This window comes from Polaromonas sp. P1_E3 (assembly GCF_056405935.1).
This window is the reverse complement of the sequence record NZ_JBFUBD010000004.1, coordinates 58,767-83,593: the sequence shown is the minus strand read 5'-3', so window position 1 is coordinate 83,593 and position 24,827 is coordinate 58,767. Positions and strand designations below refer to the sequence as shown.

Annotated in this window: 25 protein-coding genes; 12 read left to right on the top strand and 13 right to left on the bottom strand. The window is 62.3% G+C overall.

The genetic code is table 11. From position 1 onward, the window contains the following. From AC1D0Z_RS02045 to AC1D0Z_RS02035, 3 genes are all read right to left on the bottom strand, one after another. Positions 1-393, bottom strand: a 393-nt coding sequence (locus AC1D0Z_RS02045; RefSeq protein WP_477656572.1) for a toxin-antitoxin system YwqK family antitoxin, incomplete at its 3' end; no start/stop codon positions are given. Then, entirely contained in the window at positions 390-995 is a 606-nt protein-coding gene (locus tag AC1D0Z_RS02040) for a MarC family protein (RefSeq protein WP_477656571.1), read from the bottom strand. The genes AC1D0Z_RS02045 and AC1D0Z_RS02040, both read right to left, overlap by 4 nt. Before the next feature lie 9 nt (positions 996-1,004). Further along, positions 1,005-1,427, bottom strand: a complete 423-nt coding sequence (locus AC1D0Z_RS02035) for a VOC family protein (RefSeq protein ID WP_477656570.1) — start codon at positions 1,425-1,427, stop codon at positions 1,005-1,007. A 297-nt stretch (positions 1,428-1,724) separates the two neighbouring features. On the opposite strand from AC1D0Z_RS02035, the gene AC1D0Z_RS02030 reads away from it, so the two are divergent. Beyond that, entirely contained in the window at positions 1,725-2,564 is an 840-nt protein-coding gene (locus AC1D0Z_RS02030) for a PhaM family polyhydroxyalkanoate granule multifunctional regulatory protein (protein ID WP_477656569.1), read from the top strand. A 36-nt stretch (positions 2,565-2,600) separates the two neighbouring features. After that, positions 2,601-3,878 carry an FIST signal transduction protein gene (locus AC1D0Z_RS02025; RefSeq protein WP_477656568.1) on the top strand — a complete coding sequence of 426 codons (1,278 nt, stop codon included), beginning with the start codon at positions 2,601-2,603 and terminating at the stop codon, positions 3,876-3,878. Between the two features lie 113 nt (positions 3,879-3,991). Here AC1D0Z_RS02025 and AC1D0Z_RS02020 read toward each other — a convergent pair whose 3' ends face one another. Then, on the bottom strand, positions 3,992-5,149 hold the full coding sequence (locus AC1D0Z_RS02020) for a hypothetical protein (RefSeq protein ID WP_477656567.1): 1,158 nt from the start codon (positions 5,147-5,149) through the stop codon (positions 3,992-3,994). A gap of 230 nt (positions 5,150-5,379) precedes the next feature. Further along, the gene (locus AC1D0Z_RS02015) at positions 5,380-6,111 is read right to left on the bottom strand and encodes a helix-turn-helix domain-containing protein (protein ID WP_477656566.1); all 732 of its coding nucleotides are present in this window, start codon (positions 6,109-6,111) and stop codon (positions 5,380-5,382) included. A gap of 111 nt (positions 6,112-6,222) precedes the next feature. Between AC1D0Z_RS02015 and AC1D0Z_RS02010 the strand changes: the two genes are divergently transcribed. From AC1D0Z_RS02010 to AC1D0Z_RS01985, 6 genes are all read left to right on the top strand, one after another. Continuing rightward, the gene (locus tag AC1D0Z_RS02010) at positions 6,223-7,110 is read left to right on the top strand and encodes a hypothetical protein (RefSeq protein ID WP_477656565.1); all 888 of its coding nucleotides are present in this window, start codon (positions 6,223-6,225) and stop codon (positions 7,108-7,110) included. Positions 7,111-7,125: 15 nt separating this feature from the next. Beyond that, positions 7,126-9,075 (top strand): MFS transporter, encoded by a 1,950-nt coding sequence (locus tag AC1D0Z_RS02005; protein WP_477656564.1) that lies wholly within the window; start codon positions 7,126-7,128, stop codon positions 9,073-9,075. 116 nt (positions 9,076-9,191) lie between these two features. Next, positions 9,192-9,659 (top strand): YiaA/YiaB family inner membrane protein, encoded by a 468-nt coding sequence (locus AC1D0Z_RS02000; protein ID WP_477656563.1) that lies wholly within the window; start codon positions 9,192-9,194, stop codon positions 9,657-9,659. Positions 9,660-9,690: 31 nt separating this feature from the next. Beyond that, positions 9,691-10,149: a hypothetical protein gene (locus AC1D0Z_RS01995; protein WP_477656562.1), complete on the top strand. Its 459-nt coding sequence runs from the start codon at positions 9,691-9,693 to the stop codon at positions 10,147-10,149. Positions 10,150-10,187: 38 nt separating this feature from the next. Continuing rightward, the gene (locus AC1D0Z_RS01990) at positions 10,188-11,000 is read left to right on the top strand and encodes a DUF2145 domain-containing protein (protein WP_477656561.1); all 813 of its coding nucleotides are present in this window, start codon (positions 10,188-10,190) and stop codon (positions 10,998-11,000) included. Positions 11,001-11,037: 37 nt separating this feature from the next. Beyond that, a complete protein-coding gene (locus AC1D0Z_RS01985) occupies positions 11,038-12,120 on the top strand; it encodes a serine endopeptidase (protein WP_477656560.1) in 1,083 nt (360 codons plus the stop codon). Between the two features lie 6 nt (positions 12,121-12,126). On the opposite strand, the gene AC1D0Z_RS01980 is transcribed toward AC1D0Z_RS01985, so the two are convergent. Then, positions 12,127-13,128 (bottom strand): aldo/keto reductase, encoded by a 1,002-nt coding sequence (locus tag AC1D0Z_RS01980; protein ID WP_477656575.1) that lies wholly within the window; start codon positions 13,126-13,128, stop codon positions 12,127-12,129. 253 nt (positions 13,129-13,381) lie between these two features. On the opposite strand from AC1D0Z_RS01980, the gene AC1D0Z_RS01975 reads away from it, so the two are divergent. Further along, positions 13,382-13,855 (top strand): hypothetical protein, encoded by a 474-nt coding sequence (locus AC1D0Z_RS01975; RefSeq protein WP_477656559.1) that lies wholly within the window; start codon positions 13,382-13,384, stop codon positions 13,853-13,855. Between the two features lie 46 nt (positions 13,856-13,901). Here the strand turns inward: AC1D0Z_RS01975 and AC1D0Z_RS01970 are convergent, their stop codons facing one another. Genes AC1D0Z_RS01970 through queA form a run of 6 tightly spaced genes read right to left on the bottom strand, consistent with a single transcriptional unit; the run spans position 13,902 to position 20,602 of the window. Then, the gene (locus AC1D0Z_RS01970; protein WP_477656558.1) at positions 13,902-14,714 is read right to left on the bottom strand and encodes a C40 family peptidase; all 813 of its coding nucleotides are present in this window, start codon (positions 14,712-14,714) and stop codon (positions 13,902-13,904) included. 51 nt (positions 14,715-14,765) lie between these two features. Continuing rightward, positions 14,766-16,571 (bottom strand): ArnT family glycosyltransferase, encoded by a 1,806-nt coding sequence (locus tag AC1D0Z_RS01965; RefSeq protein WP_477656557.1) that lies wholly within the window; start codon positions 16,569-16,571, stop codon positions 14,766-14,768. After that, a complete protein-coding gene (locus AC1D0Z_RS01960; protein WP_477656556.1) occupies positions 16,558-17,097 on the bottom strand; it encodes a GtrA family protein in 540 nt (179 codons plus the stop codon). The genes AC1D0Z_RS01965 and AC1D0Z_RS01960 overlap by 14 nt, the downstream gene beginning before the upstream one ends. Before the next feature lie 10 nt (positions 17,098-17,107). After that, positions 17,108-18,337: a glycosyltransferase family 9 protein gene (locus AC1D0Z_RS01955; RefSeq protein WP_477656555.1), complete on the bottom strand. Its 1,230-nt coding sequence runs from the start codon at positions 18,335-18,337 to the stop codon at positions 17,108-17,110. Beyond that, positions 18,337-19,500 carry a tRNA guanosine(34) transglycosylase Tgt gene (gene tgt, locus AC1D0Z_RS01950; protein ID WP_477656554.1) on the bottom strand — a complete coding sequence of 388 codons (1,164 nt, stop codon included), beginning with the start codon at positions 19,498-19,500 and terminating at the stop codon, positions 18,337-18,339. Before tgt ends, AC1D0Z_RS01955 begins: the two co-directional genes overlap by 1 nt. A gap of 31 nt (positions 19,501-19,531) precedes the next feature. Further along, positions 19,532-20,602 carry a tRNA preQ1(34) S-adenosylmethionine ribosyltransferase-isomerase QueA gene (queA, locus tag AC1D0Z_RS01945; protein WP_477656553.1) on the bottom strand — a complete coding sequence of 357 codons (1,071 nt, stop codon included), beginning with the start codon at positions 20,600-20,602 and terminating at the stop codon, positions 19,532-19,534. 17 nt (positions 20,603-20,619) lie between these two features. On the opposite strand from queA, the gene recG reads away from it, so the two are divergent. Then, complete coding sequence (recG, locus tag AC1D0Z_RS01940) at positions 20,620-22,770, top strand: ATP-dependent DNA helicase RecG (RefSeq protein WP_477656552.1); 2,151 nt, start codon at positions 20,620-20,622, stop codon at positions 22,768-22,770. A 32-nt stretch (positions 22,771-22,802) separates the two neighbouring features. Here the strand turns inward: recG and AC1D0Z_RS01935 are convergent, their stop codons facing one another. Beyond that, positions 22,803-23,096, bottom strand: a complete 294-nt coding sequence (locus AC1D0Z_RS01935; protein WP_477656551.1) for a helix-hairpin-helix domain-containing protein — start codon at positions 23,094-23,096, stop codon at positions 22,803-22,805. A gap of 129 nt (positions 23,097-23,225) precedes the next feature. On the opposite strand from AC1D0Z_RS01935, the gene AC1D0Z_RS01930 reads away from it, so the two are divergent. Beyond that, positions 23,226-24,224 carry a hydrogen peroxide-inducible genes activator gene (locus tag AC1D0Z_RS01930; RefSeq protein ID WP_477656550.1) on the top strand — a complete coding sequence of 333 codons (999 nt, stop codon included), beginning with the start codon at positions 23,226-23,228 and terminating at the stop codon, positions 24,222-24,224. Positions 24,225-24,313: 89 nt separating this feature from the next. Then, positions 24,314-24,826, top strand: a complete 513-nt coding sequence (locus tag AC1D0Z_RS01925; RefSeq protein ID WP_477656549.1) for a Dps family protein — start codon at positions 24,314-24,316, stop codon at positions 24,824-24,826. Position 24,827: the final 1 nt, after the last annotated feature.

Below are 24,827 nucleotides of genomic sequence, written 5' to 3'. Positions count from 1 at the left end.
CAATTGCCCATTGGTGTGAAAGCTGCGCGCCAGGCCGGCTTCGGTGCCGTTGTCGTAGACGGAGTCGCGCAGCACACGGCCGTCCGGCGCGAATTCGCGCGCGCGGCCATGCCGGTTGCCGCGCTCGTTTTCGCTGTATTCCCGCTGCAGCTTGCCGTTCTGGTAGTGGCGCATCAGGCCCATGAACTTGCCGCCCTGCAACTCCTGTTCACGCATCATCTGGCCTGAGTCCCGGTCCTTGCAGCGCATGATGCCGGTTTTTCCGGCCGTGGTGTTGCCATTGTTGGGGTTGACGCTTTCGCCGTTGATTTCGCAGTCCTGCACGGCATGCGCCCAGGGCGAGGCCAATGCGCAGACACCAATAAGGACGAGGCGTTGCACGGACTTCTTCATGCAGCAGCTCCGGTTTGGCTGATGAACAGCCGTATGCCGCGCAGGAGCATCTCCACCGAAATCGCCACGAGGATCAGTCCCATGAGCCGTTCAAACGCCAWCATGACGCGGTCGCCGGCCACCCGCTGGATGCGCTCGGACAGTACCAGCACCACAGCGCATACCGCCATCGTCACGCACAGCGCCGCGATCCATTCGAGCCTCCGTGCCGGCGCCTGGGACACCAGCAGCATCACCGTGGCCAGCGCCGACGGGCCGGCGAGCGCGGGGATCGCCAGCGGCACGATCAGCGGCTCGCCCTGCAAAGGCGCGGCCTCGGGTTGGTCCGATGGGAAGATCATGCGCAGCGCAATCAGGAACATGACCACCGCGCCGGCTATCTGCAGCGACAAATCGCTGAGGTTCATCAGGCGCAGAAAGCCGTCGCCGACAAACATGAAGGCCAGCAGCAGCAAAAATGCGATCAGCACCTCGCGCAGGATGACCCACATGCGCCGCTCCGGCGCCACGCCCTTCAGGGCATTGACAAAAATAGGGATGTTGCCAAACGGATCGGTGATCAGCAGCAGCAACACCGTGGCGGACGCAAAGGTATAGGCCATAGATGTATGTCAGGCCGCGTTGGCCGAGTAAAGGGTTTCAAGTGATCTGAAACCCTTGATCTCGATCGGGTTGCCAAAGGGGTCGCAGAAAAACATGGTCCATTGCTCACCCGCTTCGCCGGCAAAGCGCACTTGCGGCTCCAGCACAAACTTCACACCGGCTGACTGCAATCGTTGCGCCAGTGCCTGCCAGTCGGCCAGCGCAAGCACCAGGCCGAAATGCGGCATGGGAACGAGCTTGTCGCCAACGTGGCCGGTGCGTTCTGTCTTGAAGGGTTCGCCCAGGTGGAGCGACAGCTGGTGGCCGAAAAAGTCGTAGTCGACCCAGGTGGGGGCGGAGCGGCCTTCCGCGCATCCCAGGACCCCGCCATAAAACTGGCGGGCCACGTCGAGGTCCCTGACATTGAAGGCAAAGTGAAAGAGGCTTTTCATAATGCAAGCTTATCAGGGCATTACCCGAAAGAAACGCTTTTGCATCCCGGCTGGCAACATGCACGGCGCCAGGCCCCTCGCTGAATGCTATGAAATAGATAGCTGCTTGCGCTTGTCAATAAAGGCTGGTGGGCGGGTTTTGTTTGAATCCATATCAGGATCAGTCCGGCTCAGGTGTTGGCTTGCTGAAAACACAAAAAGCGGTTGACGCGCTGCTGCGGCGTTGCACAATGAAGGCGTGCGCTGGATCATCCAGCCGCCCGATGCAAATCGTGCACAACCTGCCAGGAGACATTCATGAGTGACGCGGACAACCCTTCTTTCCCCGGTTTCGGCAAGCTGGTGCCCGGCTTTGACTTTTTGCAGAACCTGGCCAAGCAGGCGGCAGGCAGCGCAACGCAAAGCATCCCGCAGTTGCCCAACCTCGGCAACTGGGTAGCGCCTACGCTGAATGTCGAAGAGCTCGACAAGCGCATCGATGAACTCAAGGCCGTCCAGTTCTGGCTCGACCAGAACGCCACAGCGCTCAAGGCGACCATCCAGGCGCTGGAGGTGCAGAAAATGACGCTGGCTACCCTCAAAGGCATGAACTTCAACATGGGCGACGTGGCCAATGCCTTCAAGCTCAAGGTGGCGGACAGCGTGGCCGGGGGCGTGCAGCGTGTGGCCGATAAGGCCCGCACGTTTTCGGGGCTGGAGGTTCCGCCAACGAGCTTTGGCGCGGGCAAGCCAGCCGCCAAATCCAAGGCCAAGGCCGGCACACCGCCAGCTGGCGTGGTGGACCCGATGCAGTGGTGGGGCGCGCTGACCCAGCAGTTCCAGACCATTGCAGCGGACGCCATGAAGGACGCCGCCAAAAAAACGGCGATGGATAYGACAAAGAGCCTGGCGACCGGCCTTGCCAAGGACGCGATGAAGACCGCCACCGGCATGGCAACGGGCATGGCACGCAACATGGCGGAGTCCGCCGGTAAAACCATGGCTGGTGGGGCACGCGCGGCCATGAACACGGCCCTGCGCAGCAGCCAGGCCTGGCCTACACCCGCCGCCGGCAAAACTGCCGCCAAAACAAAACCCGGAGCCAAGACGCCGGCGCGCAAGGCTGCAACCAAAACCGCACGCAAAACCAAGCGGTGATACAGGCCGACTTCTCACTGAATTCACCAGGATCCCATGAAGCTCTTTCCCTACGGCCACGCTACCCATCCGCAATGGCAGATGGCGGCAGGCCTTGTGCTGGCGCAACTGCGTGCCTATCTCGCATTGCCCGGCTACGCCAAATCGCCCACGCTGGCGCTGCTCTACATCACCGATCACTATGCACCTCATGCGCAGGACATCCTTGATCACCTGAGCGCCGAGTTGCCCGACATCACGGACTGGAGCGGCACGGTGGGCATAGGCATCGCCTCCAACAACGTCGAGTATTTTGACGAGCCGGCGCTTACGGTCATGCTCTGTGAGCTTCCCCACGATCAGTACCGCGTGTTCTCGGGTGTATCGCCTTTGCCGCCGGCCAGCCTGGGGCGGTTCAAGGCGCATACGGCGTTGGTGCACGCGGATGCCACAACGCCCGATGTCGGCGAGCTGATCGATGAAATGGCCCAGCGCACGGACAGCGGGTATGTGTTTGGCGGCCTGGCCTCCAGCCGTTCCAGCACGGTGCAATTTGCGCTCAGCGGGCACGGCAATGTCAAGGGGCAGGGCGCGGCCGGCGGTGTTTTCACCGGTGGCCTTAGTGGTGTGGCGTTTGGTCAGGGTGCAGCGCTGATGTCGCGCATCACCCAGGGGTGCCGGCCCGTGTCGGCACACCATGAGATCACGGCGTGCGAATCCAATGTGGTCACTGAACTCGATGGAAAGCCGGCGCTGGAGGTGATGCTGGCGGACCTGGACGTCTCGCTCGACGAGCCGCGGGAGGCGCTGGCCAAAGTGCGCAACACGCTGGTCGGCCTCAGCCGACCGTCCGATATTCCCCATGACGGCGCAGGCCGGCACCAACAGTTTGGCGCGGAGGTGCTGGTGCGCCACCTGATCGGGCTGGATCCGGCGCGCAAGGGTATTGCCATTGCGGAAGTGCCTGCCGTTGGCATGAAGCTGGCTTTCTGCGAGCGCAATATGGAAGCCGCGCGTGCCGACCTGGTGCGGGTGTGTGCCGAGATCCGTGAGGAACTGGAGCCGGAAGAAGTCACGCTGGAAGTGGCCAGCGCCCTGAGCGCATCAGAGGCCGAGGCCGCGCCGCATGCGGCCCGGCGCATAGCCGGTGCGGTGTACGTCAGTTGCTCCGGCCGGGGCGGCCCGCACTTCGGCGCGCCCAGTGCCGAACTGCAGATCGTGCGGCGGGCTTTGGGCGATGTGCCGCTGGTCGGCTTCTTCGCAGGCGGGGAGATCGCCCGGCATCACCTTTACGGCTACACCGGTGTGCTGACGGTGTTTACGGCGCCTGGATAGGCTTACCCCTATCGACGCTCACTGCGTGTAGCGCCTTTTCCCCTCCCAGGGGACGGGCACCTCGCGGCCGGCAAAGCCGTACCGCAGCCCCCACTTGAAGAGGCCATGAGGCCTTACAGAACCTGGGCTTCGAGTAACTCCACCGGATCGCCGTAGCGCGCTGCCATCGCCACCACCGACGGATCGCGCAACGCGCACAAAAACCCGTCTTTGATCAGCAGGTTGTCGCCCGCAGTGACGGTGCCGTCCAGCGTGATCAGATCCATATGCACGGGCGGCTCCTCCCAGTCGGGCATGACGCGGCGTATGTAGTCGCTGGGTTGCGCCAGGTCGATGCCGAAGTGCAACGCACCCGGCGCGTTGGAGCCCGCCGGATACACCGTATGGCGCGGCGCCTTGGGGTTGAAGCCACAACCGCCGCCTTCGATCATGCGGCCGCCCACCAGCATTTCACGCAGGATGACGGCTTCTTCTGAAATCCCATCAACCGAGGAAATCGTGTCCCCCTCAAAGCGCACGGCGATTTTTTCTTCGAACGGTCTGGCAAAGCCAACGGCCCACTGCGGATAAAGCACGCCGGCCATGGGAACTATCGCTTTGAAGTCGTTCTTGACCGAGTTGTGGTCCCAAAGATTGGGGCCGTGCGTGGGCAGGTAATGCACATAGCAGCCGTCTTCTTCGGCGGTCATCTGGCCGCGCCAGCGGTTGGTGGCCAGCTGGTTGGCGCGCATCTCCTGCGTGAAGCTGATGCGGAAGTCGCTACCCCGCGGGTCGGTGAAGCGCAGCTCAAAGTCGCCTTCGGTCGGGTAGCGGCCGGCCGTGCCGCGAATGATCTCGCCGATGAGGTCGACCGGAAAGCGCGCCTGCGGCGTGTGCAACAGATCCAGGTTGCGAAAGTACGTGATCTTGACCCAGCGCTGCCCGGTGCGGCGCAGGTTGATGCACAAAGGGTCGAGGATGGAGCAGAACCACGTGGACACCACAAAAGTGGCCTTCTTCAGCAGGGCGTGCACTTCTTCTGGCACAGCGGTCACTTGCGTGCTCGGCTCCATGTAAACGCGCACCTCGGCGCCGCGCGATTTTGCAACGCCGATTACGGCGTCAATTACACGCGGGTCCAGCAGAGGGTCGGCCAGCATCAGCACCCGGTCGCCGGGGCGTATCGCCATGACCCGCGAGAAGTTGTCCAGCGCCTGGAAAAAGTATTTGGTCTCGGTCAGGTTGGCGGCGACCGGGGTGGGCAGGCCAACATGGGTGGAGATGTTGTTCATCGTGATTCCGCCGGAATTGCATGCATGAAATGGTCTTGCGAGCCGTACGTGGTGGAATATTATCAGTAAATGCCGAATTTACTTAGCTGACTAATTTAATTGCATGCAATTGTCCGATGATGTTTTGCGCATTTACCAGCCGGGGCCACGGAACCGGCTTTGCCGGGCGCAGGCGCAGCGGCCCCCTCGGGGGGGGCAGGAGCTACACGCAGTGAGCAGCCGTGTGGGGGCTAACGCCGCAATGCAGCAAAAGCCTCGAACTCCCAGCTCCGCATGGCGAGCAACAAGGTAAAGCCTTCGCGATCTTTGTCGCCCAGCTTCTGGTCCGTCTGGTGCTGTTGGGCAAAGTCCTGCGCCACCCGCTGCATGCGCTCGAGGAACGAAGGCGCCAGGCCGCGGCTGATGGAGCCATGCACCAGCAGCAGGCCTTCGCCGTTGCCATCAAACCCACCCGAAAAATAGTCGAGCAGGGCGTTTTCGCGGAAGTAGTCCATCACCGGGCCATGCGGCCGCCAGCGGAAGGTCTTGGCAAGCTTGAGCCGGTAGCGGTTGAGTGGCTTGAGTTCGATGATGCCGATGCGGTCCAGCTGCGCGAGGTATTTGATGCACTCGGCTTCGGTCAGCCGGTAGCTCGTGGTGATTTGCTCCAGCGTCCATTGCGACAGCACGCAGATGGCGGCCAGCAACAGCTTTTTGTCGGCCACGACGGCTTTTTCCTGTGCTTCGGTCAGCTCTGCCAGCAGGGGCTGGGTATCGGCAATGCGCCGGGCCAGGTCGGCAAAGTCCAGCTTGAGCGCGCGGCAGATGGCGTCGATTCGCGAGAGGGGCATGTCGCCCCTGGCCAGCATGCGCTTGACGCTTGATTCGGCCATGCCAAGTTTGACGGCCAGGTCGGCGTACGTCATGCGCGCCGCCTTGAGTTCTTTTTTGAGGACGGTAACGAGGTCGGCGGTAGTGCTCATGGGTATCGATTATGGATACTTCCGGGGTGGATTGTCGCAACCGCGGTGAATTGTGATGCTTCGGAACCTCTTGGCAGGCACAGTGCGGCTCACTTAACCCAAGGAGCCCACATGCAAACCATCCCCATACCTCACCGCCGGGTCGAGCCACTACCGTGGCGCGTTCAGCCAGGTGTCCTTGCATGGCGCCGCGAATGCCTGCTCGGCGGCGTGTCGCTTTTGCTGCTGGTGGCCGCGCTGCTGGGCCCCTCTGTGATGCAGCCTTCGCACTATCACGACTTTGCCGACCAGCGCAGCTGGGGCGGGTTGCTGCACGCGATGGACGTCCTCAGCAATGCGCCATTTGCGTTGTGGGGCGCGGTGGGCCTCTGGGCGCTGCTTCGCGCCTTGCATGTGAAGGCCATCAGCGCTGGGGCTGCTGCAATGGCCGGGCTGTTTTTTGCGGGCCTGTGGGTGACGACCGGGGTGTCCGCAGCCTATCACCTGCAACCGGCGGATGCCGGCCTGGTGTGGGACCGCGGCGGCATGGTATTGGCTTTTGCCGGGCTGCTCGGTCTGGCGGCAATGAGGTCGGTCAGCACCCGCGCCGGTCTGGCGCTGGCTGCTGTGGTGATGGTGCTTGGCCCGATGTCGGTATTCGCCTGGTCCGTCACGGGCAATGTGCTGCCTTGGGCTGTATTGCAATTTGGCGGCATGGCGCTCATCCTGGGGTGTGCCCTCATGCGGCCCGTCCAGATGCAGGAGCTGCCTGTGCGCTGGGTGATGCTGATTGCGATCTACGCGCTGGCCAAGCTGCTGGAGGTGGGAGACCACGTGGTGTTCGAGTGGACGGGCCAGGTGGTCTCAGGTCATACCCTGAAGCACGTGGTGGCCAGCTGCGCTGCCTGGCCCGTCGTCGCGGCGCTTCTGCAGGTCCGGCAATTCAAGGCAGAATCCACAACAGCATTTAAAAACAGAGCAGGCAGGCCGGTTCGCCGCAGCCTGCCGCACAACAACTGAAAAGAGGAGTCAAGCATGCCTGTTGATATGGCCGCCGGGGTGACGCCACCCCCTGTTCATGAACACCCGAACCAGTTCGCACTCCTCAAGCAACGCCGCTTCGCCCCTTTCTTCTGGACGCAGTTTTCGGGTGCGGCCAACGACAATCTTTTCAAATTCGCCTTCACCGTGATGGTGACTTACCAGCTTAGCGTGAGCTGGTTGCCGCCCGCGCTGGCGGGGCTGGCGATAGGCGCACTGTTCATATTGCCGTTCCTGCTGTTTTCGGCCACCAGTGGGCAACTTACCGACAAGTTCGAAAAGACACGCGTGATCCGCTTTGTCAAAAACCTGGAAGTGGTGATCATGCTGATCGCCGCCGTCGGCTTCATGAGCCCGAACGCCAACGTGCAGGTACCTGTACTTTTGGGATGCACTTTTTTAATGGGCCTGCACTCCACGATTTTCGGCCCGGTCAAGTTCGCCTACCTGCCGCAGGCGCTCAATGAGCGCGAGTTGACCGGTGGCAACGGCATGGTCGAGATGGGCACCTTCGTGGCCATTTTGCTGGGCCAGGTGGTGGGCGGGCTCATGGTGGCAGTGCCCCAGGTCGGGCCTGACTACGTGGCCATCGCGTGCGTCGGCCTTGCACTCGTCGGCCGGCTTGTCTCGCAATTTATCCCGCTCACACCGGCGACTGATCCGGGCCTCAAGATCAACTGGAACCCGGTTACGGAAACCTGGCGCAACCTCAAGCTTGCCAGCGGCAACCTGGTGGTGTTCCGCTCCATGCTGGGTATCAGCTGGATGTGGTTTTTTGGCGCCGTTTTCCTGAGCCAGTTTCCGAGTTTTGCCAAGGAAGTGCTGCACGGCAACGAGCAGGTCGCTTCGTTGCTGCTGGTGGTGTTTTCCATCGGCATTGCGACCGGGTCACTGCTCTGCGAGGTGCTCAGCAAGCGCCATGTCGAGATCGGCCTGGTGCCGGTGGGAGCCATCGGCATGAGCGTGTTCGCGGTGGATCTTTACTTCGCCTCGCGCGGCCTGCCGGCTGTGCCCGTCATGACCTTAAGCGCCTTCATGTCGCAGCATGCGCACTGGCGCGTGATGGTGGACCTTGCATTGCTCAGCCTCTTTGCCGGGCTGTACAGCGTGCCGATGTATGCCCTGATCCAGCTGCGCAGCCAGCCTACGCATCGCGCCCGCATCATCGCAGCCAACAACATTCTGAATGCGCTGTTCATGATCGTCAGCGCTATCCTGGCCGGCGCATTGCTGAAAGCCAACTTCAGCATCCCGCAGATTTTCCTGTTCGTGGGGCTGGCGAACGCAGTGGTGGCTTTCTACATCTTCATGCTGGTGCCCGAATACCTGCTGCGTTTCATTGCGCTGATTGCGTCGCGCCTGGTCTACCGCTTCAAGATCACCGGCGACGACAACATACCGGCGCAAGGTGCCGCCGTGCTGACTTGTAACCACGTCAGTTTTGTCGATCCGGTCCTGCTGATGGCGGCCAGCCCGCGCCCTATCTACTTCGTGATGGACCACCGCATCTTCAAAATGCCGGTGCTGGGCTGGCTGTTCCGCCTGGCCAAGGCCATCCCGATTGCGCCGCGCACGGAAGATCCGGCGCTCTACGAAGCGGCTTTCGAGGCGGCAGCCAAGGTGCTGCGCGACGGCGACTTGCTGGCCATCTTCCCCGAAGGCGGCATTACCAAAAACGGCGAACTCCAGGCTTTCAAGGGCGGCATCATGAAAATCCTGGAAAACGCCGAACGCGACGGCCTGCAGGTGCCGGTGGTTCCCATGGCATTGACCAACCTCTGGGGGTCGTTTTTCAGCCGTGCGGAAAAAGGGGTGGCCATGGTGAGGCCTTTCCGGCGTGGCCTGTTCAGCCGTGTGGGGCTGAACGCCGGGGCAGCCTTGAAGCCGACCGAGGTTCAGCCCGAGGTTTTGCGCGGGCGGGTCTCCGCCCTGTTGGATGTCTGAATAAAGTATCGAAATTCGATGCTTCATGGAGAGTTAATAGAAACTGTATCGCTATTTGCATGATTTTGACGGGCCCCGGCGCACATTAGGGGCTCCTCAACAACCGCAAGGTTTTTATGCAGACGCTGATACACCGTGACTCCAAACCCTGGCAATTACAAGTCTGGGTTTCTTTCCTGATCGCTGTTTTCCTCTGCGCCGTGGGCTTGTCCTGGCTGCCCGGCAAGGACCTCGATCGCGCCTTCATGGTCATGGGTTACTTCTTCTGCCTGTCGGCGGCCTTTGTGCTGGCCAAGTATGTGCGTGACCAGGAGCAAAGCAAGGCCGAAGGCAAGCTGGCCGACACCCCGATGTTCAAGCTGGTGGTGTGGGGCGGGTTCTTCCTGGCGATGTCGCTGACGGGCTGGGGTTTGTGGCGCATGGAGATCAACGAAACCTACAAGGCTTTCCTCGGTGTGAGCTGGCTCTACCTGATCACCTGCAGCTTTACCCTGGCCAAGACCCTGCGTGACCGGCACGAAGCCGACCTGAGCGAAGCCCGTATGGCTGGCCGCATGTCGCGCAGCCAGACGGCCAGCGAATAAAGAAGCCGACACACGAACACAGGAGGACATCATGAAGAATCGTTTTGCTACCTATTTGATAGCTACGTGTGCAGTATTGACAATGGCTGGAGCCCCATTTCATGCTCGAGCTCAATCGGAGGTCTCTGCGCTGAGCGCCTTCTCGGCCCTGCCGGTGGCCTCGGTGGTGGTGGGCGCCAGCGCGGCGGCAGGCTCCGTGGTGGCGCTGCCGCTGGTGCTGTCGACCGCCGGCACGGTGCTGGTGGTCAAGACCGTTGAAAGTACGGCCCGCGGAACGGTGTACGTGCTGGAACGGGCTTCTGACGGCGCCCGGGTCAGCATAGAAGTGGTGGGCCGGGGCGTTGCCGGGGTGTCCATGGTGGTCGGAACGGCCGTGGTGGTGAGCGTTGTGGGTGCGGGCGTGGTGCTGTCTGCGGCCGGGGAAGCCATCGCCTTTATCCCCAACGCGCTGGGCCGCGCCCTGCTGCACAACGAACGCCTGACGCAGTGATTGTGAAAAACCTTTTTCACGGAAAGCGGAACCCCGCCATGAAAATCTTTAAAACTCTTTTGCCGCTGTTGCTGGCCGTGGTGTTTGCAGCCACGGCGCCGGTGGCCCATGCCGGGCGTTCCTGCGAAGCCCGCAAGACCACACCGCAGACGGTGGAGCGCGGCATGACGCTGGCCGAAAAAACGCTGGCCTCACTCAACGCCAGCGGTGACAAGGTGGTGGTGCTAGCGCGTGCCGGCCAGGACCTGGGCAAGTACGGCGTGCGCTACTCGCACCTCGGTCTGGCTTATCAGGTGCCCGACGGCCGGGGCGGCATGACCTGGCGCGTGGTGCACAAGCTCAATACCTGTGGCACCAGCGAGTCGTCGGTGTACCGACAGGGCTTGGGCGAGTTTTTCCTCGACGACCTGTGGCGCTTTGAAGCTGCCTGGGTCGCGCCCTCGCCAGAGATTCAGGCCAAATTGCTGGTGCTGCTACAGGACCTTGGCCGGGTCACGACCATGCATGAATGGCGCTACAGCATCGTGAGCTACGCCTGGGGCACCAAATACCAGCAATCCAACCAGTGGGCGATTGAGACGATGGCGGCCGCCATGGAGCCGGGAATGAACACGCGAGACCAGGCGCAGGCCTGGTTGAAGTTCAAGGCTTATGAGCCCACCACGCTGAAGCTGGGCCCCTTGACCCGGCTGGGCGGGCGCATGACTGCGGCGAATGTCGCCTTTGATGACCATCCCAACGACAAGCGGTTTTCAGACCGCATTGAAACCGTCACCGTGGATTCGGTGTTCAGCTGGTTGCAGCGCGCCCGCATGACGGACGGCAAGCCTGTGACCATCGTCAGGTTGTGACAGGCTTGTCCGCACTTCTCAAAAAACGGAGATCACCATGGCCAATGCTTTGCGATTGACGGAAAAATGGATGCACCGCGGCCTGTGGTTGGTGGCGCTGGTGTTTGCGGGCTTCCTGATCGGCTTGGGCGGCACTGTCGTCGGTGATTTGCCCAAAGTCGAAAAGCAGCTGTCACTCGACGACTACGTGGACGCCGCGGCGAGCAATGCGGCGCGCAATGCCATCAAGATAGCCGAGCGTGCCGAGCGCGACGCGCAAACCGCGCTGGAGCAAGCCCAGCTCAAACGCCAGGCCGCCCAGGCGGATTCGACCGCCGCGCGCGAGACCTTCGACAACTGGCTGTCGACCCGGCGGGCCACCCAGCAGGCCGAGCAAGACGCCGAACTGCTGTCACGCACGCGGGTACTGGATGGCCTGAAAGACCGCGAGCGCGCAGCCGGCGTTGCGGTCGAGGCCCAGCAGCAGGCCGCCCTCGATGCCCGGCAGGGCGCCGTGCGCGAACGCCGCAAGCTGGCCGAAATGGAAGAAGCCGCGCAAGTGCAGCTCAATGCCGAATACCGGCGTGTAGAGCTGCGCGTCTTTCTGTACCGCCTGGCCCTGACCCTTCCGCTACTGGTGGCGGCCGGCTGGCTGTTCGCCAAAAAACGCAAGGGCACCTACTGGCCCTTTGTATGGGGCTTTATCTTCTTTGCCGTGTTTGCATTTTTCGTCGAGCTGGTGCCCTACCTGCCCAGCTATGGCGGCTATGTGCGTTACATCGTGGGCATCGTCGTCACAGCGCTGGTGGGCCGGCAAGCCATCATTTCGCTGAACCGCTATCTGGAAAAGCAGAAGCTGGCCGAGCAACTGCCGGACGCGCAACGCCGCGAGGAACTGAGCTACGACACAGCGCTCACGCGCTTGGCAAAAGGCGTGTGCCCCGGCTGCGAGCGAGCGGTGGACCTGAAAAATCCGGAGATCGATTTTTGTCCGCACTGCGGCATCGGCCTTTTTGACCATTGTGCGAAGTGCTCGACGCGCAAGGGCGCGTTTGCCAGGTTCTGCCATGCCTGCGGCACCACGAGCGACAAAAAACTTAAGGTGCCACAGACCGGCGCCGGCACCGCGCCGGGGTTCTGAGCGGGATTAAACAGGGCGGCCGAAGAAGGGGTAGCCCGGGTCGTTGTAGCCGTGGCTGGATGCATGGCCCGGCACCACCAGCTCGTTGACAAAGGCTTCGTCGTCCTTGTCCAGCGCCAAATCCACCGCGCCGTACACATCCTCAAGGTGCTGCAGGGTACGCGGGCCGACGATGACTGAACTGATCAGCGGATTGGTCAGCACCCAGGCCGCGGCGAACTGGCCGGGGACCTGGCCTTTGACTTCGCAGCGCACCTTGATTTTCTGCGCGATCACCAGCGACTCTTCACGGAACTCGGTCTCCAGGATGCGCTTGTCGCCGCTGCCCGCGCGCGTGCCTTCGGCCGGCGGCTGGCCGGGCGGGTACTTGCCGGTCAGGACGCCGCGCGCCAGMGGGCTGTAAGGCACCACGCCAATGCCGTAGTGGCCGCAGGCCGGAAGGATTTCAACCTCCGGGCCGCGGTTGAGCAGGTTGTAATACGGCTGGCACACCACAGGCTGCGGCACGCCCAGCGCTTTGCACAGGTGCGCCACCTCGGCGATGCGCCAGCCCCTGAAGTTGGACAGGCCGAAGCTGCGGATCTTGCCCGCACGGATCAGGTCACCCAGCGCGCGAACGGCCTCCTCCAGGTTGGCGTTGTGGTAGTCGCGATGCAGGTAAAGAATGTCCAGGTAGTCGGTTTGTAGCCTTGCCAGAATGGCCTCGGTTTCCTGCACGAGCCAGCGGCGGGAGTAGTGGCCCTCATTGACAGCCTCACTGACAGGATTGCCCAGCTTGCTGGCCAGCACCCAGCGGTTCCTCTGACCTGCGAGCAGCCTGCCCAGGTCTTTTTCGGACTGCCCCTGGTTGTAGACATCGGCCGTGTCGATGAAGTTGAGCCCGTGGTCGCGCGCTGATGCCACGATGCGGCCTGCTTCTTCAAACGGCGTCTGCTTGCCGAACATCATGGTGCCCAGGCACAGGACGGAGACTTTGAGATTGCTGTTGCCAAGGCGGCGGTATTGCATGGTCATGTTCGGGCAAAAAAGTGAGTGGGATCGTGGATGGTGCCTGAGCCTGAATCTTTGCGCTGCACGGCGGTTATTTGGCGACTACAGCCCTGCCATGAAGACTTGCTGTCCATATGCCGGTTTTCGATGAAGTATCTTTATTTGATGCTAATCGTACTAATTTAATGGCCTTGTATCTTTAAGCGAAACTTTTAGGGCATTCCGCTCCACACTGCCTCTACAAGCATGTGCTTGGGCCTTCGGGTTATTTATGAAGATCGATTCCTCCGTGTTCTCCCTGTCACGCCTGACGCGCCGCACGGCTTTGGCCGCTGCGGTGTTGGGCGCCACTGCCCTGACGGGCTGCTACGTCGTGCCGGTCCAGCCCGGCCATCCGCCGGTTTCCTCCACGGTGTATGTCACACCGGCCATGCCGGCAAGCACGACCTTTGCGGCGCGGCTGTACCCGGCGAACGACGCCGCCCAGGCCTACGGCATGGTGGGCGCGGTGGTGACCAATGACATGAACGGGCGCGGCACCTTCACCACCAACATCAACGGTGAAAGCTTTAACGGGGAAGCTACGCGCATCGCAAGCTCTTCAACGCGCGAAGGAGTGGCCAACGGTTCCGGCAGCCGGGGCAGCTATATCAGCTGCCGCTACCAGATGAACTCGTCAACGATGGGGACGGGGCAGTGCAAACTCTCCAACGGCGCGCAGTTCACGATGCACATCGGCGGCTGAAGCAACTTGAGTTGACGCCGCAGCGCCACCGCAATAGCGGCGTGGGCTACTGCTGAATGCGCTCGACGGCGACGATCTGGGGCGCCGCTTTGAGGTGACCCACATACCTGAGCGGCTTGTGAATCATGATGGAGGGCACGTCGCCCTCCCGCATGTGCAGCAGGTCGCCGGGGTTGATCAGCCGCGGGTCGGCATCGGTCAGCGGCAGGCCGGCGCTGCGGTAGGCCTCCAGGATGAACTGCGAACAAAAGAACTGGTCATTGCGGCCCAGCCCGAGCTGTACGGCTGCGATGCCGCGGATGCAGAAGTCGCGCACCATCGAAGGCACCAGCGGCAGCTCGCACATGCGGCGCTCCAGGGCAAAGGGCGCCTGCAGCATCACGCCGAGATAGTTGTATTTCTTGCCTTCGTGGCTGGCCGCGAAGGTGTTGATCTTGATGGCCTGTTCGGCTGTGAGGTCAGGATGGCGAAACGCCACCACGGTCGCCTCATCATTGAGTAGCGCGTCTACGCTGCGCACGCGGATACCCGAGCCCACGGCTTCGGCGATTTGCCGGTTGCCCATGTACACCGCCGCATGGCTGACCGGCGAGAGCGTGATCAGGCGGATGCCCACCGAGTTAAGGCCGTTTTCCGCCGTGAGAATGATGTCGCCTGGCAGCAGGGCGTCGGCACCGATCAGCTCCCCGCCGTTGCCCGGGTTCAGGGCCATGTTCTGGAAGCCCAGCATGGGCGCACCTGTCTCCGCATGGGGTTTGATGGCTGTGGCGCAACCCCCGAGGTTAAGCAGCAAGGCGCCCAGAATAGTCACCGTGGAGAGCAGGTGGGCCATCGCGGCTTGCGGGGAAGTTTTCGGCATGCGCGGGTTCCAGTCAAATACGGGTTGGAGTGAGGAAAACAAACAGCGGGTTCAGGGCGCAGCGCGCTCGACCAGGTATTCGCGGGCATACCAGAAGGTTTCGGGCGACTTGAACGCGCCAAACGTACCTTCCTTCTCGTCCTGCCGTGACCGCAGGTCCCAGCGCTGGTCGATGATGCGGCAGCCATCGCAGGGTTTTTGCCCCGCCCGTCGCTGCACCAGGGCGTAACGCGTGTTCTTGAACAGGGCGTCAACGTCCTCGTAATCCACCGGTTGCGCGGCGAAATAGGGGACAATTTTGGCGCCTGGGATGATGAACTCATAGCGTTCGAAGTGTCCGTTGAAGTTGCTGGGCACCGATAACCGCTGGCCCTTGAGCAATGCGTCGGTTTCGGGACGAAAATGGCCCATGTCGCCGTTGAACGGCAAGGTCACCCATGCCAGCGCAAAGAGAACGGCGAAACTGCTCATGGCGGCGATCTGGCGCGTAAAAGCGGGCCTGAACATCCCCACGATGCACGCCAGTGCCAGGATGGCGATGAAAAACCAGTAGAGCGGCGAGTACAGCCACGGATCCTGCGTGGCTTTCACGCCGCCAAATCCGATCAATCCCATGGCCAGCGCACCGCCCAGACAAATCAGCAAAGTCAGGCTGAACCAGATGCGCGGGATGCGTTCCCAGTACAACGCGATCAATACGGCCAGCGCAGGCATGGCGGGGATCAGGTAACGGGTGGAGCGCTGGGTGGGCACCATGAACACCAGCGCAAAGGCCAGCATCCAGAGCCACATGGCTTTTTCTGCATCACTGATGGTCTTGCCCGTGCCCTTGCGTTGCCGCCAGGCGCGCCACGCCGCTACAAAACAACCCACGGCAACGGGCAACAGGAAAAGGGCGTTGGAGAAGTAACCCGTCAAAATTGTCAACACGCCGCTGCTGCCGCTGAACGCAATGGCGAAGTAACCCTTGGACGAGTTCATCTTGCCGGCGTTTTCACCGACGACGAATTCGCGCCAGACTTCACCTGGCTGCGGGTCAATGGCAAACCACAATCCGAAGATCGCCAGCGCCAGCACGCAGATGGCTGTGACTTTGACGCCGTCGGTAACGATCCCGGGCCGGAAAATTGCCCATGGCGCTTTTTTCGCCCCCAGCACCTGGTAGCACAGGGCCAGGCCGAACCCGACCGGTACCACCATGACAAACGACTTGTAGAGGCAGCCTATGCCGATCGCCAGCCCGGCGAGCAAGGGAAACTTCCAGCGCGAGGCCAGCAGCTTTGCCGGCGCCCAAGCAACGGCAAACAACACGCCAAACAGCCAGAAGGTTTCGGGCGCACTGGTGAGGTAAGGCCTGCCATAGCGGTAGGTGCTGAAGAACGACAGATAGACGATGGTCGCAATGGCGGCCATCGTCAGGGCGTGACGGTCGTTATTGGTTGGTGCAACCCGGCCCGCCGGTTCTTCAGAACCCCTGGCCGCGGCGGTGGCCGCATTGCGAAAGATTCTCCAGGTCAGCAGTCCCACCATGAGCGCGATGGCCCACGTGTAGACCACGCTCGGCATGCGCAGGTTGAGCAGCGTCCAGTGTTCGCCCCATCCGCCGGCCACCATCGCCTGCCAGAAGAGCACGGGTGGCTTGGTGTTCCGCATGAAGTCATAGGAGCTGACCAGCGGCAGCCATTTCCCGGTCTCCGCCGTGAGCCGCGCGATATGGGCGTAGACCAGCTCGTCGCCATTGCGCGGAATGTGGTCGCCGGCAAGACCGAACAGGTAAGCCAGCGCAACCAGCAGCGCAAGCACTATCCAGATGCGGTGGACCGGGACGCGGGTTTTCAGGGATTCAAGGCTTGTCATGGGAGTCGGTGGAAGGCGGCGCAGCGCCGCCGGTATCGGGGGGCACGATTTTCGCGCGCCGCCGGCGAAATGTCATGCGGTCGTTGGCGACGAAGTTACACACGCTGGACAAGACAATCGCCAGCACGTTGGCCAGGATGTAGTGCATGTACAGGGCCAGCCATTTGGTCAGCAGTGACTGCAGCACGATGGCCAGGCCCGCCGCCATCACGTACTTTGAAAACAGGAACAGCGCCGAGTGGTGCACCTCGTGCTTGCGATCGCGCCAGGTCAGGCGCCGGTTCCAGTAAAAATTGCTGATGGTGGCGACCGTAATCGCCAGCGCAATGGAGTAGTTCAGCCGGGAATGGAAGTCGGCAATGTGGCTGAACAGGAATTCCTGGGCAACATAGAGCACAGCGACATTCACCACCGTGCCGCTGGCGCCCACCACGCCGAACTTGATGAAGCGCCAGCGCGCCAAGGGCTGCAGGCGTTCAGGCAGGCGGCTGATGAGGGCCTCTGCTAGGGACCGAAGTGTTGTCATGGGAATAGGGTCAGGGCGTTGCCAGGCATTCGCGCGCCTTGGCCAATACGGCTTCGGGTGCGATGACTTTGAGGCACTGGTTGTCGCCGTCGCAATATGACGAGCGGTGGTTGTAGGCCGTCAGGCAGGGCGAACACGGCCACTGGCTGTAAAAGGAATGGCACTGGGGCGTGAGCGGCGCATACAGGCCCGGGGTCTCGGGGCCGAACAGCATCAGCGTCCAGATCGGGGTGAGCGCCGCGAACTGCCCCGGCCCGCCATCGTTGGTGACCAGCAGGCGGGCGACGTGGAACAGCGCCAGCAGTTCGGAAATCGAGCGCGTATAGCCAGTCAGGTCAATCACCGGGCTGCCCGGGTAAGCTGCCTGCACATTGGCGACCAGTTGCTGCGCCAGCGCCTGGTCGTCCTTCAGGCCAATCACTGCCACCGCGCAGCCGTCGGCCACCAGGCCCTGGCACAGCGCGGTGTAGGATTCCAGCGGCCAGGCGCGTATCGGCAAAATGCCGCCGCCTGGATAGACCAGCACCAGACGTTTGCCGGCGATCGCGGGGAAGTCCTGCGACAAGCGGGCCTGGATGCCTGGCACCAGCGCCGGGTCCAGCCGCACGTGTGGCGGTGGTTTGGCGGTAGCGGCCGTCAGGTTGGCCGGCAGTTTGGACTTGGGCACGGCGGTCGAATCAATCGCGCGCGCCAGCGTCAGGAACTGCGCACTGATGTGGTGGTAGGGGTTGTAAGGCACGGGCCGGTTGATGTGCGACCCACGGTACAGCCCCTCCTGCGTGTGGCGGTGAAAGCCCACGCGGATGCGCGCGCCGCTGGCGTAAGACAGCAGGCTGCTGATGCGCGAGAACAGCTCGCAGTCAATCGCCACGTCAACATTCGCGCGGCGCAGCTCGCCAATCGCCTTCCACAGGCTGGAGAGCAGGCCGCCCAGCGACTTGTCGTCCACCGTGTGCACGTTGGCCGGATCCACCACCTGCATGAGGTCGAGGATTTCGCGGTTCTTGCCGAAGAGCAGCGCGTGCAGCGGTGCGTCGGGGTAGCGCTGCTTCAGGCGCGCGAACATCTCGTGGGCCAGCACCAGGCTGCCCATTTCCGACAGCAAAATCACCACGATGGCGCGCGGCGCGGGATCGGCGCCGGAGCGGAATTGCCGCAGCACGGCATCGACGCCCGATACCGCTGCGCACAGCGGTATGCCAACCCAGCGGTCAATCCAGCGTTGCAGGTTGATGTTCATTACACGCCTCGCTGCCGGTCGGCCCGGAACTGCGCGGTGAACTCGCCAAAACGGCCGGCGTCCAGTGCGTCGCGGACTTCCTGCATGAGGTTCAGGTAGTAGTGCAGGTTGTGGATGCTCGACAGCATGGGACCCAGCATTTCACCGCAACGGTCCAGGTGATGCATGTAGGCGCGTGAGAAATTCCTGCAGGTGTAGCAGCTGCAGGTCGCGTCGACCGGCTGGTCTTCGGTTTTGTAGCGCGCGTTGCGGATTTTCAGATCGCCAAAGCGTGTGAACATATGGCCGTTGCGTGCATTGCGGGTGGGCATCACGCAGTCAAACATATCAACACCGGCTGCCACGCCTTCGACCAGGTCTTCCGGGGTGCCCACGCCCATCAGGTAGCGCGGCTTGTTTGTTGGCAGGCGATGCGGTGTGTGCGCCATGATGCGCTGCATTTCTTCCTTGGGCTCGCCCACGCTCACGCCGCCTATCGCGTAGCCGGGCAGGTCGAGTTCGACCAGGGCCTCCAGCGATTCCTGGCGCAGGTTCTCAAACATGCCGCCCTGCACGATGCCAAAAAGCGCGTTGGGGTTCTGCAGCTTGTTGAACTCGGCGATGCAGCGGCTGGCCCATCGCAGGCTCAGTTCCATCGAGCTGCGCGCTTCGCTTTCGGTGGTGATGTGGCCCTTGGTGTCGTACGGCGTGCATTCGTCGAACTGCATCACGATATCGCTGTTGAGCACCGTCTGGATCTGCATGGAGATCTCGGGTGTCAGAAAGAGCTTGTCGCCGTTTACGGGTGAGGCGAACTTCACACCCTCTTCGGAAATTTTGCGCATTTCACCCAGTGACCAGACCTGGAAGCCGCCACTGTCGGTCAGGATGGGCTTGTTCCAGCTTTCAAACTTGTGCAGGCCGCCGAACTGCTGCATCACGTCCAGTCCGGGCCGCATCCAGAGGTGGAAGGTATTGCCCAGGATGATTTGCGCGCCCATGTCATGCAGCGACTGCGGCATGACGCCCTTGACCGTGCCGTACGTGCCGACCGGCATGAAGATGGGGGTTTGCACCACCCCGTGGTTAAGCGTCAGCTTGCCGCGCCGGGCATAGGAGCCGAGGTAGGCGCCGGCCCCTTCGCCTGCCGGGGCGTCGGTCTTCAAAACTTCAAATTCGAGCATCTTGGGATTGTCGCAGGTGTACGCGCGGGATTCAGGCGGCCTCAGGCCGTACCAAAGGGGGCCTGCGGGCCAGCAGCATGGAGTCGCCATAGCTGAAAAAGCGATAACGCTGCGCAATTGCATGCCGGTACAGCGCCATGATGTGTTCGTAGCCCGAAAACGCGCTGACCAGCATCATCAGCGTGCTTTTGGGCAGGTGAAAGTTGGTCAGCAGCAGGTCCACCACGGCAAATTCAAAGCCCGGGGTGATGAAGATGTTGGTGTCGTTGCAGTCGGGGCCGAATTTGGCGTGCGACTCCAGCGCCCGCACGGTGGTGGTGCCCACGGCTACCACGCGGCCACCGCGTGCCCTGCACGCGGCAATGGCTTGCTGCGTGGCCAAAGGGACCTCAAAACGTTCGAAATGCATGGCGTGGTCGGCAATGTTTTCAGCCTTGACGGGCTGGAAGGTGCCGGCACCCACATGCAGCGTCACGCTCGCGCGCTGGATGCCGCGCGCTTCGAGTTGCGCCAATATGGCTTCATCGAAGTGCAGTGCCGCGGTGGGCGCGGCCACGGCGCCCGGGTTTTTGGCAAACACGGTCTGGTAGCGTTGTTCGTCGTCCGCGGAGTCCGTGTGCGTGATGTAGGGTGGCAGCGGCACGTGGCCGTGCTGCGCCATCAGCGCATAGGGGTCGCTGCTCAGGCGGAAACGGTACAGAGGTCCGCTTTCCTCGGGCCAGCGGCCCAGCAGCGTGGCGGTAAAGCCGCCGTCCATTTGCAGCACCGCGCCGGGCAGGGGCTTTTTGCTGACCTTCATGTGGGCAGCGACTTCATGGCCAGCATCCGCATGGGGCGACAGCACGCGTTCGATCAGCAGTTCCAGTTTGCCGCCGCTGGCTTTCTGGCCGAAGAGCCGGGCTTTGACGACTTTGGTGTCGTTGAAGACCAGCAGGTCGCCCGGCAGCAGCAGGCCGGGGAGTTCGGTGAACCGTCGGTCCACCGGCAGGTCTTCACGCCCGTCAAGCAGGCGCGAGCCACTGCGCTGGGCGGCAGGGTGTTGGGCAATGAGTTCTTCGGGCAGCGTGAAATCAAAATCGCTGAGGGTGAAATGGGTGCTCATGAAGGCACAATTGTCCCATGTCGCCTCCTGGTGCTCCCGCCCGAAAAAACGCCCCGCCTGAGGTTGCAGCCGGGGACAAGGCCGCATCCCGGGCACCGGCCGAAAAAGCCCCGCCCAAATCCCCTGCGCAAAAAGCCCTGGAGAAGCTGGGCCTGCGCCGCGAGATCGATCTGGCCCTGCATTTGCCCCTGCGCTACGAGGATGAAACCCGCATCGTGCGGCTGGCCGACGCCAGGGATGGTGACCTGGTGCAGATAGAAGGCGTTGTGACGCGCAGCGAGATCGCCTTTCGCCCGCGCCGACAGCTGCGGGTGACGGTAGACGACGGCAGCGACACCTGCGTGCTGCGCTTCATCAATTTTTACCCGGCTCACCAGAAAACGCTGAGCACAGGCGCCCATGTTCGGGTGCGGGGTGAAATCCGCGGCGGCTTTCTCAGCCGTGAAATGATCCACCCCAGCTTCAGGCTGGCCGGCGGCGAACTGCCCGGCGCGCTGACGCCGGTGTATCCCACCGTGGCCGGATTGCCGCAAACCTACCTGCGCAAAGCCGTGCTCAGCGGCCTGGCACGGGCCGACCTCCGTGAGACCTTTCCGCCTGAAGTTTTAGGTGAAAACAGGCTGCAGCCCTTATGGAACCTGCGCGAGGCGCTACAGTTTTTGCATCACCCAACGCCGGATGTCTCGCTGGCCACGCTGGAAGACCGCAGCCATCCTGCCTGGCAGCGGCTCAAGGCCGAAGAGCTGCTGGCCCAGCAGCTGTCGCAGCTGCAGGCCCGCCGCATACGCGCAGCCATGCGCGCACCTTCGCTGGCAGGTCCGCCCATGCGCGGCACGCAGTGCACGCTGCACGACCAATTGCTGGAGCGACTGCCTTTCCGGCTGACTGCCGCCCAGCAGCGCGTGTGCAACGAGATTGAAGCGGACCTGAAAAAAAATATTCCCATGCACCGCCTGCTGCAGGGCGATGTCGGTGCCGGCAAAACCGTGGTGGCGGCGTTGGCCGCGGCACGCTGCATGGACGCGGGCTGGCAGTGCGCGCTGATGGCGCCTACGGAAATCCTGGCCGAGCAGCATTTCAGCAAACTGATCGGCTGGCTGGAGCCGCTGGGCATCAAGACCGCCTGGCTGACCGGCAGCCAGAAAACAAAAGAGCGGCGCGAGATGCTGGCGCTGATCGAGAGCGGGGAGGCGGGCCTGGTCATAGGCACCCACGCCGTGATCCAGGACAAGGTGAAGTTCAAAAACCTGGCGCTCGCCATCATCGACGAGCAGCACCGCTTTGGCGTGGCGCAGCGGCTGGCCCTGCGCAGCAAAATGACCGAAGGCGGGCAGGAGCCCCACCTTTTGATGATGACCGCCACGCCGATCCCGCGCACGCTGGCGATGAGTTATTACGCCGACCTCGATGTGTCCACCATCGACGAGCTGCCACCCGGCCGCACGCCCATCGTGACCAAGGTGGTGAGCGACGCGCGGCGCGACGAAGTGATCACGCGCATACGCGGGCAGCTGGCGGAAGGGCGGCAGATTTACTGGGTCTGTCCGCTGATCGAGGAAAGCGAGTCCATCGACCTGGTCAATGCTACGCAAACGCATGAAGCGCTGAGCGCAGCCTTGCCCGGCGTCAGTGTGGGGCTGCTGCACTCTCGCATGCCGGCGGCCGAGAAAAAAGCCGTGATGGCGCTCTTTACCAGCGGGCAGATGGGCGTACTGGTCAGTACCACCGTGATCGAAGTAGGTGTCGACGTGCCCAATGCTTCGCTGATGGTGATTGAGCACGCGGAACGGTTCGGTTTGAGCCAGTTGCATCAGTTACGCGGCCGGGTCGGGCGTGGGGCGGCGGCATCGGCCTGTGTGTTGCTGTATTCGACCGGCGAAGCGTCCCGGCTCGGCGAGATGGCGCGCGAACGCCTCAAAGCCATGGCGCAAACCAATGACGGCTTCGAAATTGCCCGGCGCGACCTGGAAATCCGCGGGCCCGGCGAGTTCCTGGGGGCGCGGCAGTCGGGGGCGCCGCTGCTGCGGTTTGCCGATCTCGAGACCGATGCCGATCTGCTGGCCTGGGCGCGCGAGCGTGCCCCGCTGATGCTGGACCGGCACGCGGAACTGGCTCACCGGCACATCCTGCGCTGGCTGGGTGGAAAAGCAGACTACTTGAAAGCGTGAAGAGTCGGAATTTTGCCGGGTTGCCCGCGGCGTTAGCAACTTTCGCCGTTGACCCTTAATCCGCTCTCGGAGAATTTTTTCGCACTCAACCGTCCCATTCCTGAAACCCTTGTGATGAGATCGTTGCAGTCGCTGAAGCTTTTGATGCTGCGCGCCTTAATGATCCTGTCCGCGAGCATGGGTCCCAAGCCCACAACCCTGTCAAACTCAGCCGGCTTGGCCGTATTCACTTCAATCGTGACGCCCGTCGATGGAGCCTTGGAGTCGTTGGCGCATCCAGAAAGCAGGACGGTGATGGCAATAGCTGTCGAAAGCAAGCGGTGCATGGGTTCCTTTGATGAGGKTGATTAATGGCGGATGGCCTTTGGGAGCCTTGTCGGTCGACAAGCACCCCGTCGATCAGCCGTTTATCTCACTGCTGATCGAGGCATCCTGAAAAGTATCACAATAAGCCCATGACGCTGACCGAACTCAAATACATCGTCGCCGTGGCCCGCGAAAAGCATTTTGGCAAGGGCGCTGATGCCTGTCATGTCTCGCAGCCCACGCTCAGCGTGGCTATCAAGAAGCTGGAGGAAGAGCTGCAGGTCAAGCTCTTTGAGCGCAACGCCAACGAAATCACCGTGACGCCTCTGGGCGAAGAAATCGTGCGCCAGGCCCAGAGCGTGCTGGAGCAGGCCGACAACATCCGTGAAATTGCCAAGCGCGGCAAAGACCCGCTGGCCGGTGCGCTGCGGCTGGGCGTGATCTATACGATTGGCCCCTACCTGTTGCCCGACCTGGTGCGCCAGGCGATTGCGCATACGCCGCAGATGCCGCTGATGCTGCAGGAAAACTTCACCGTCAAACTGCTGGAAGAGCTGCGCACCGGTGAAATTGACTGCGCCATCCTGGCCGAGCCCTTTCCCGACACCAACCTGGCCATTGCCCCGCTGTATGACGAGCCTTTCATGGCGGCGGTGCCCAGTGCCCATGCGCTGGCGTCACGCAAGAGCGTGACGGCCGAGGAGCTCAAGAAGGAAACCATGCTGCTGCTGGGTACCGGCCATTGCTTTCGCGACCACGTGCTTGAGGTCTGCCCCGAATTTGCACGCTTTTCCAGCAGCGCCGAGGGCATCAGCAAAAGCTTTGAAGGTTCCTCGCTGGAAACCATCAAGCACATGGTGGCGGCGGGCATGGGCATCACGCTGGTGCCGCGACTCGGCGTGCCCAAGGAGGCGCTGGCAGAGCAGGCCGCGGCCGGGAAGTCCGCCAAAGGAAAGCCTGCAGCGAGCCGCAGAAAAGTGGCGGCAGAGCAGCCCTCGTTCATTAAATACCTGCCCTTCGCTGGCGATGTGCCGAGCCGGCGCGTAGTGCTGGCGTGGCGCCGCAGCTTTACCCGGTACGAAGCGATCGCTGCGCTGCGCAACGCCATTTACGCCTGCGAGCTCCCCGGCGTCAATCGCCTGTCGTGAACGCCGTCTATGGCGGGCATTGAGCCCGGCTGTTGCAGCCCCTTCCCTGATTTTGTAAAGTTGTCCCAGAATTTTTAAAAGGAAACACCATGGCCAAAACATCGACCAAGCCCGCAGGAAAACCCGCACCCACCATCAATATCGGCATCAATGAAAAAGACCGCGCAGCGATCGCCAAGGGCCTGAGCCGTCTGCTGGCTGACACCTACACCCTGTACTTGACCACCCATAACTTCCACTGGAACGTGACGGGGCCGATGTTCAACACGCTGCACCTGATGTTCATGACGCAGTACACCGAATTGTGGGCAGCGGTCGACCCGGTGGCCGAGCGTATCCGCTCGCTGGGCCATCCCGCGCCGGGCTCTTACGCCCAGTTCAGCAAGCTGGCTTCCATTCCCGATGTACCTGTGGTGCCGCCCAAGGCGCTGGAGATGGTGCGTATCCTGGTGCAGGGCCATGAGGCTGTGGCCCGTACGGCGCGGGAGTTGTTTCCTCTGGCCGACAAGGCCAGCGACGAACCGACCGCGGACTTGCTGACGCAGCGCCTGACAGTGCACGAGCAGACGGCGTGGATGCTGCGTTCCTTGCTCGAAGAGTAAG

What these genes read in the sequence shown, in the direction of transcription:
- AC1D0Z_RS02035 (WP_477656570.1), bottom strand. Translation starts at nt 1,427, where the DNA reads ATGAAAAGCCTCTTTCACTTTGCCTTCAATGTCAGGGACCTCGACGTG.
- AC1D0Z_RS02025 (WP_477656568.1), top strand. Translation starts at nt 2,601, where the DNA reads ATGAAGCTCTTTCCCTACGGCCACGCTACCCATCCGCAATGGCAGATG.
- AC1D0Z_RS02020 (WP_477656567.1), bottom strand. Translation starts at nt 5,149, where the DNA reads ATGAACAACATCTCCACCCATGTTGGCCTGCCCACCCCGGTCGCCGCC.
- AC1D0Z_RS02015 (WP_477656566.1), bottom strand. Translation starts at nt 6,111, where the DNA reads ATGAGCACTACCGCCGACCTCGTTACCGTCCTCAAAAAAGAACTCAAG.
- AC1D0Z_RS02010 (WP_477656565.1), top strand. Translation starts at nt 6,223, where the DNA reads ATGCAAACCATCCCCATACCTCACCGCCGGGTCGAGCCACTACCGTGG.
- AC1D0Z_RS02005 (WP_477656564.1), top strand. Translation starts at nt 7,126, where the DNA reads ATGCCTGTTGATATGGCCGCCGGGGTGACGCCACCCCCTGTTCATGAA.
- AC1D0Z_RS02000 (WP_477656563.1), top strand. Translation starts at nt 9,192, where the DNA reads ATGCAGACGCTGATACACCGTGACTCCAAACCCTGGCAATTACAAGTC.
- AC1D0Z_RS01995 (WP_477656562.1), top strand. Translation starts at nt 9,691, where the DNA reads ATGAAGAATCGTTTTGCTACCTATTTGATAGCTACGTGTGCAGTATTG.
- AC1D0Z_RS01990 (WP_477656561.1), top strand. Translation starts at nt 10,188, where the DNA reads ATGAAAATCTTTAAAACTCTTTTGCCGCTGTTGCTGGCCGTGGTGTTT.
- AC1D0Z_RS01985 (WP_477656560.1), top strand. Translation starts at nt 11,038, where the DNA reads ATGGCCAATGCTTTGCGATTGACGGAAAAATGGATGCACCGCGGCCTG.
- AC1D0Z_RS01975 (WP_477656559.1), top strand. Translation starts at nt 13,382, where the DNA reads ATGAAGATCGATTCCTCCGTGTTCTCCCTGTCACGCCTGACGCGCCGC.
- AC1D0Z_RS01970 (WP_477656558.1), bottom strand. Translation starts at nt 14,714, where the DNA reads ATGCCGAAAACTTCCCCGCAAGCCGCGATGGCCCACCTGCTCTCCACG.
- AC1D0Z_RS01965 (WP_477656557.1), bottom strand. Translation starts at nt 16,571, where the DNA reads ATGACAAGCCTTGAATCCCTGAAAACCCGCGTCCCGGTCCACCGCATC.
- AC1D0Z_RS01960 (WP_477656556.1), bottom strand. Translation starts at nt 17,097, where the DNA reads ATGACAACACTTCGGTCCCTAGCAGAGGCCCTCATCAGCCGCCTGCCT.
- AC1D0Z_RS01955 (WP_477656555.1), bottom strand. Translation starts at nt 18,337, where the DNA reads ATGAACATCAACCTGCAACGCTGGATTGACCGCTGGGTTGGCATACCG.
- tgt (WP_477656554.1), bottom strand. Translation starts at nt 19,500, where the DNA reads ATGCTCGAATTTGAAGTTTTGAAGACCGACGCCCCGGCAGGCGAAGGG.
- queA (WP_477656553.1), bottom strand. Translation starts at nt 20,602, where the DNA reads ATGAGCACCCATTTCACCCTCAGCGATTTTGATTTCACGCTGCCCGAA.
- recG (WP_477656552.1), top strand. Translation starts at nt 20,620, where the DNA reads ATGTCGCCTCCTGGTGCTCCCGCCCGAAAAAACGCCCCGCCTGAGGTT.
- AC1D0Z_RS01935 (WP_477656551.1), bottom strand. Translation starts at nt 23,096, where the DNA reads ATGCACCGCTTGCTTTCGACAGCTATTGCCATCACCGTCCTGCTTTCT.
- AC1D0Z_RS01930 (WP_477656550.1), top strand. Translation starts at nt 23,226, where the DNA reads ATGACGCTGACCGAACTCAAATACATCGTCGCCGTGGCCCGCGAAAAG.
- AC1D0Z_RS01925 (WP_477656549.1), top strand. Translation starts at nt 24,314, where the DNA reads ATGGCCAAAACATCGACCAAGCCCGCAGGAAAACCCGCACCCACCATC.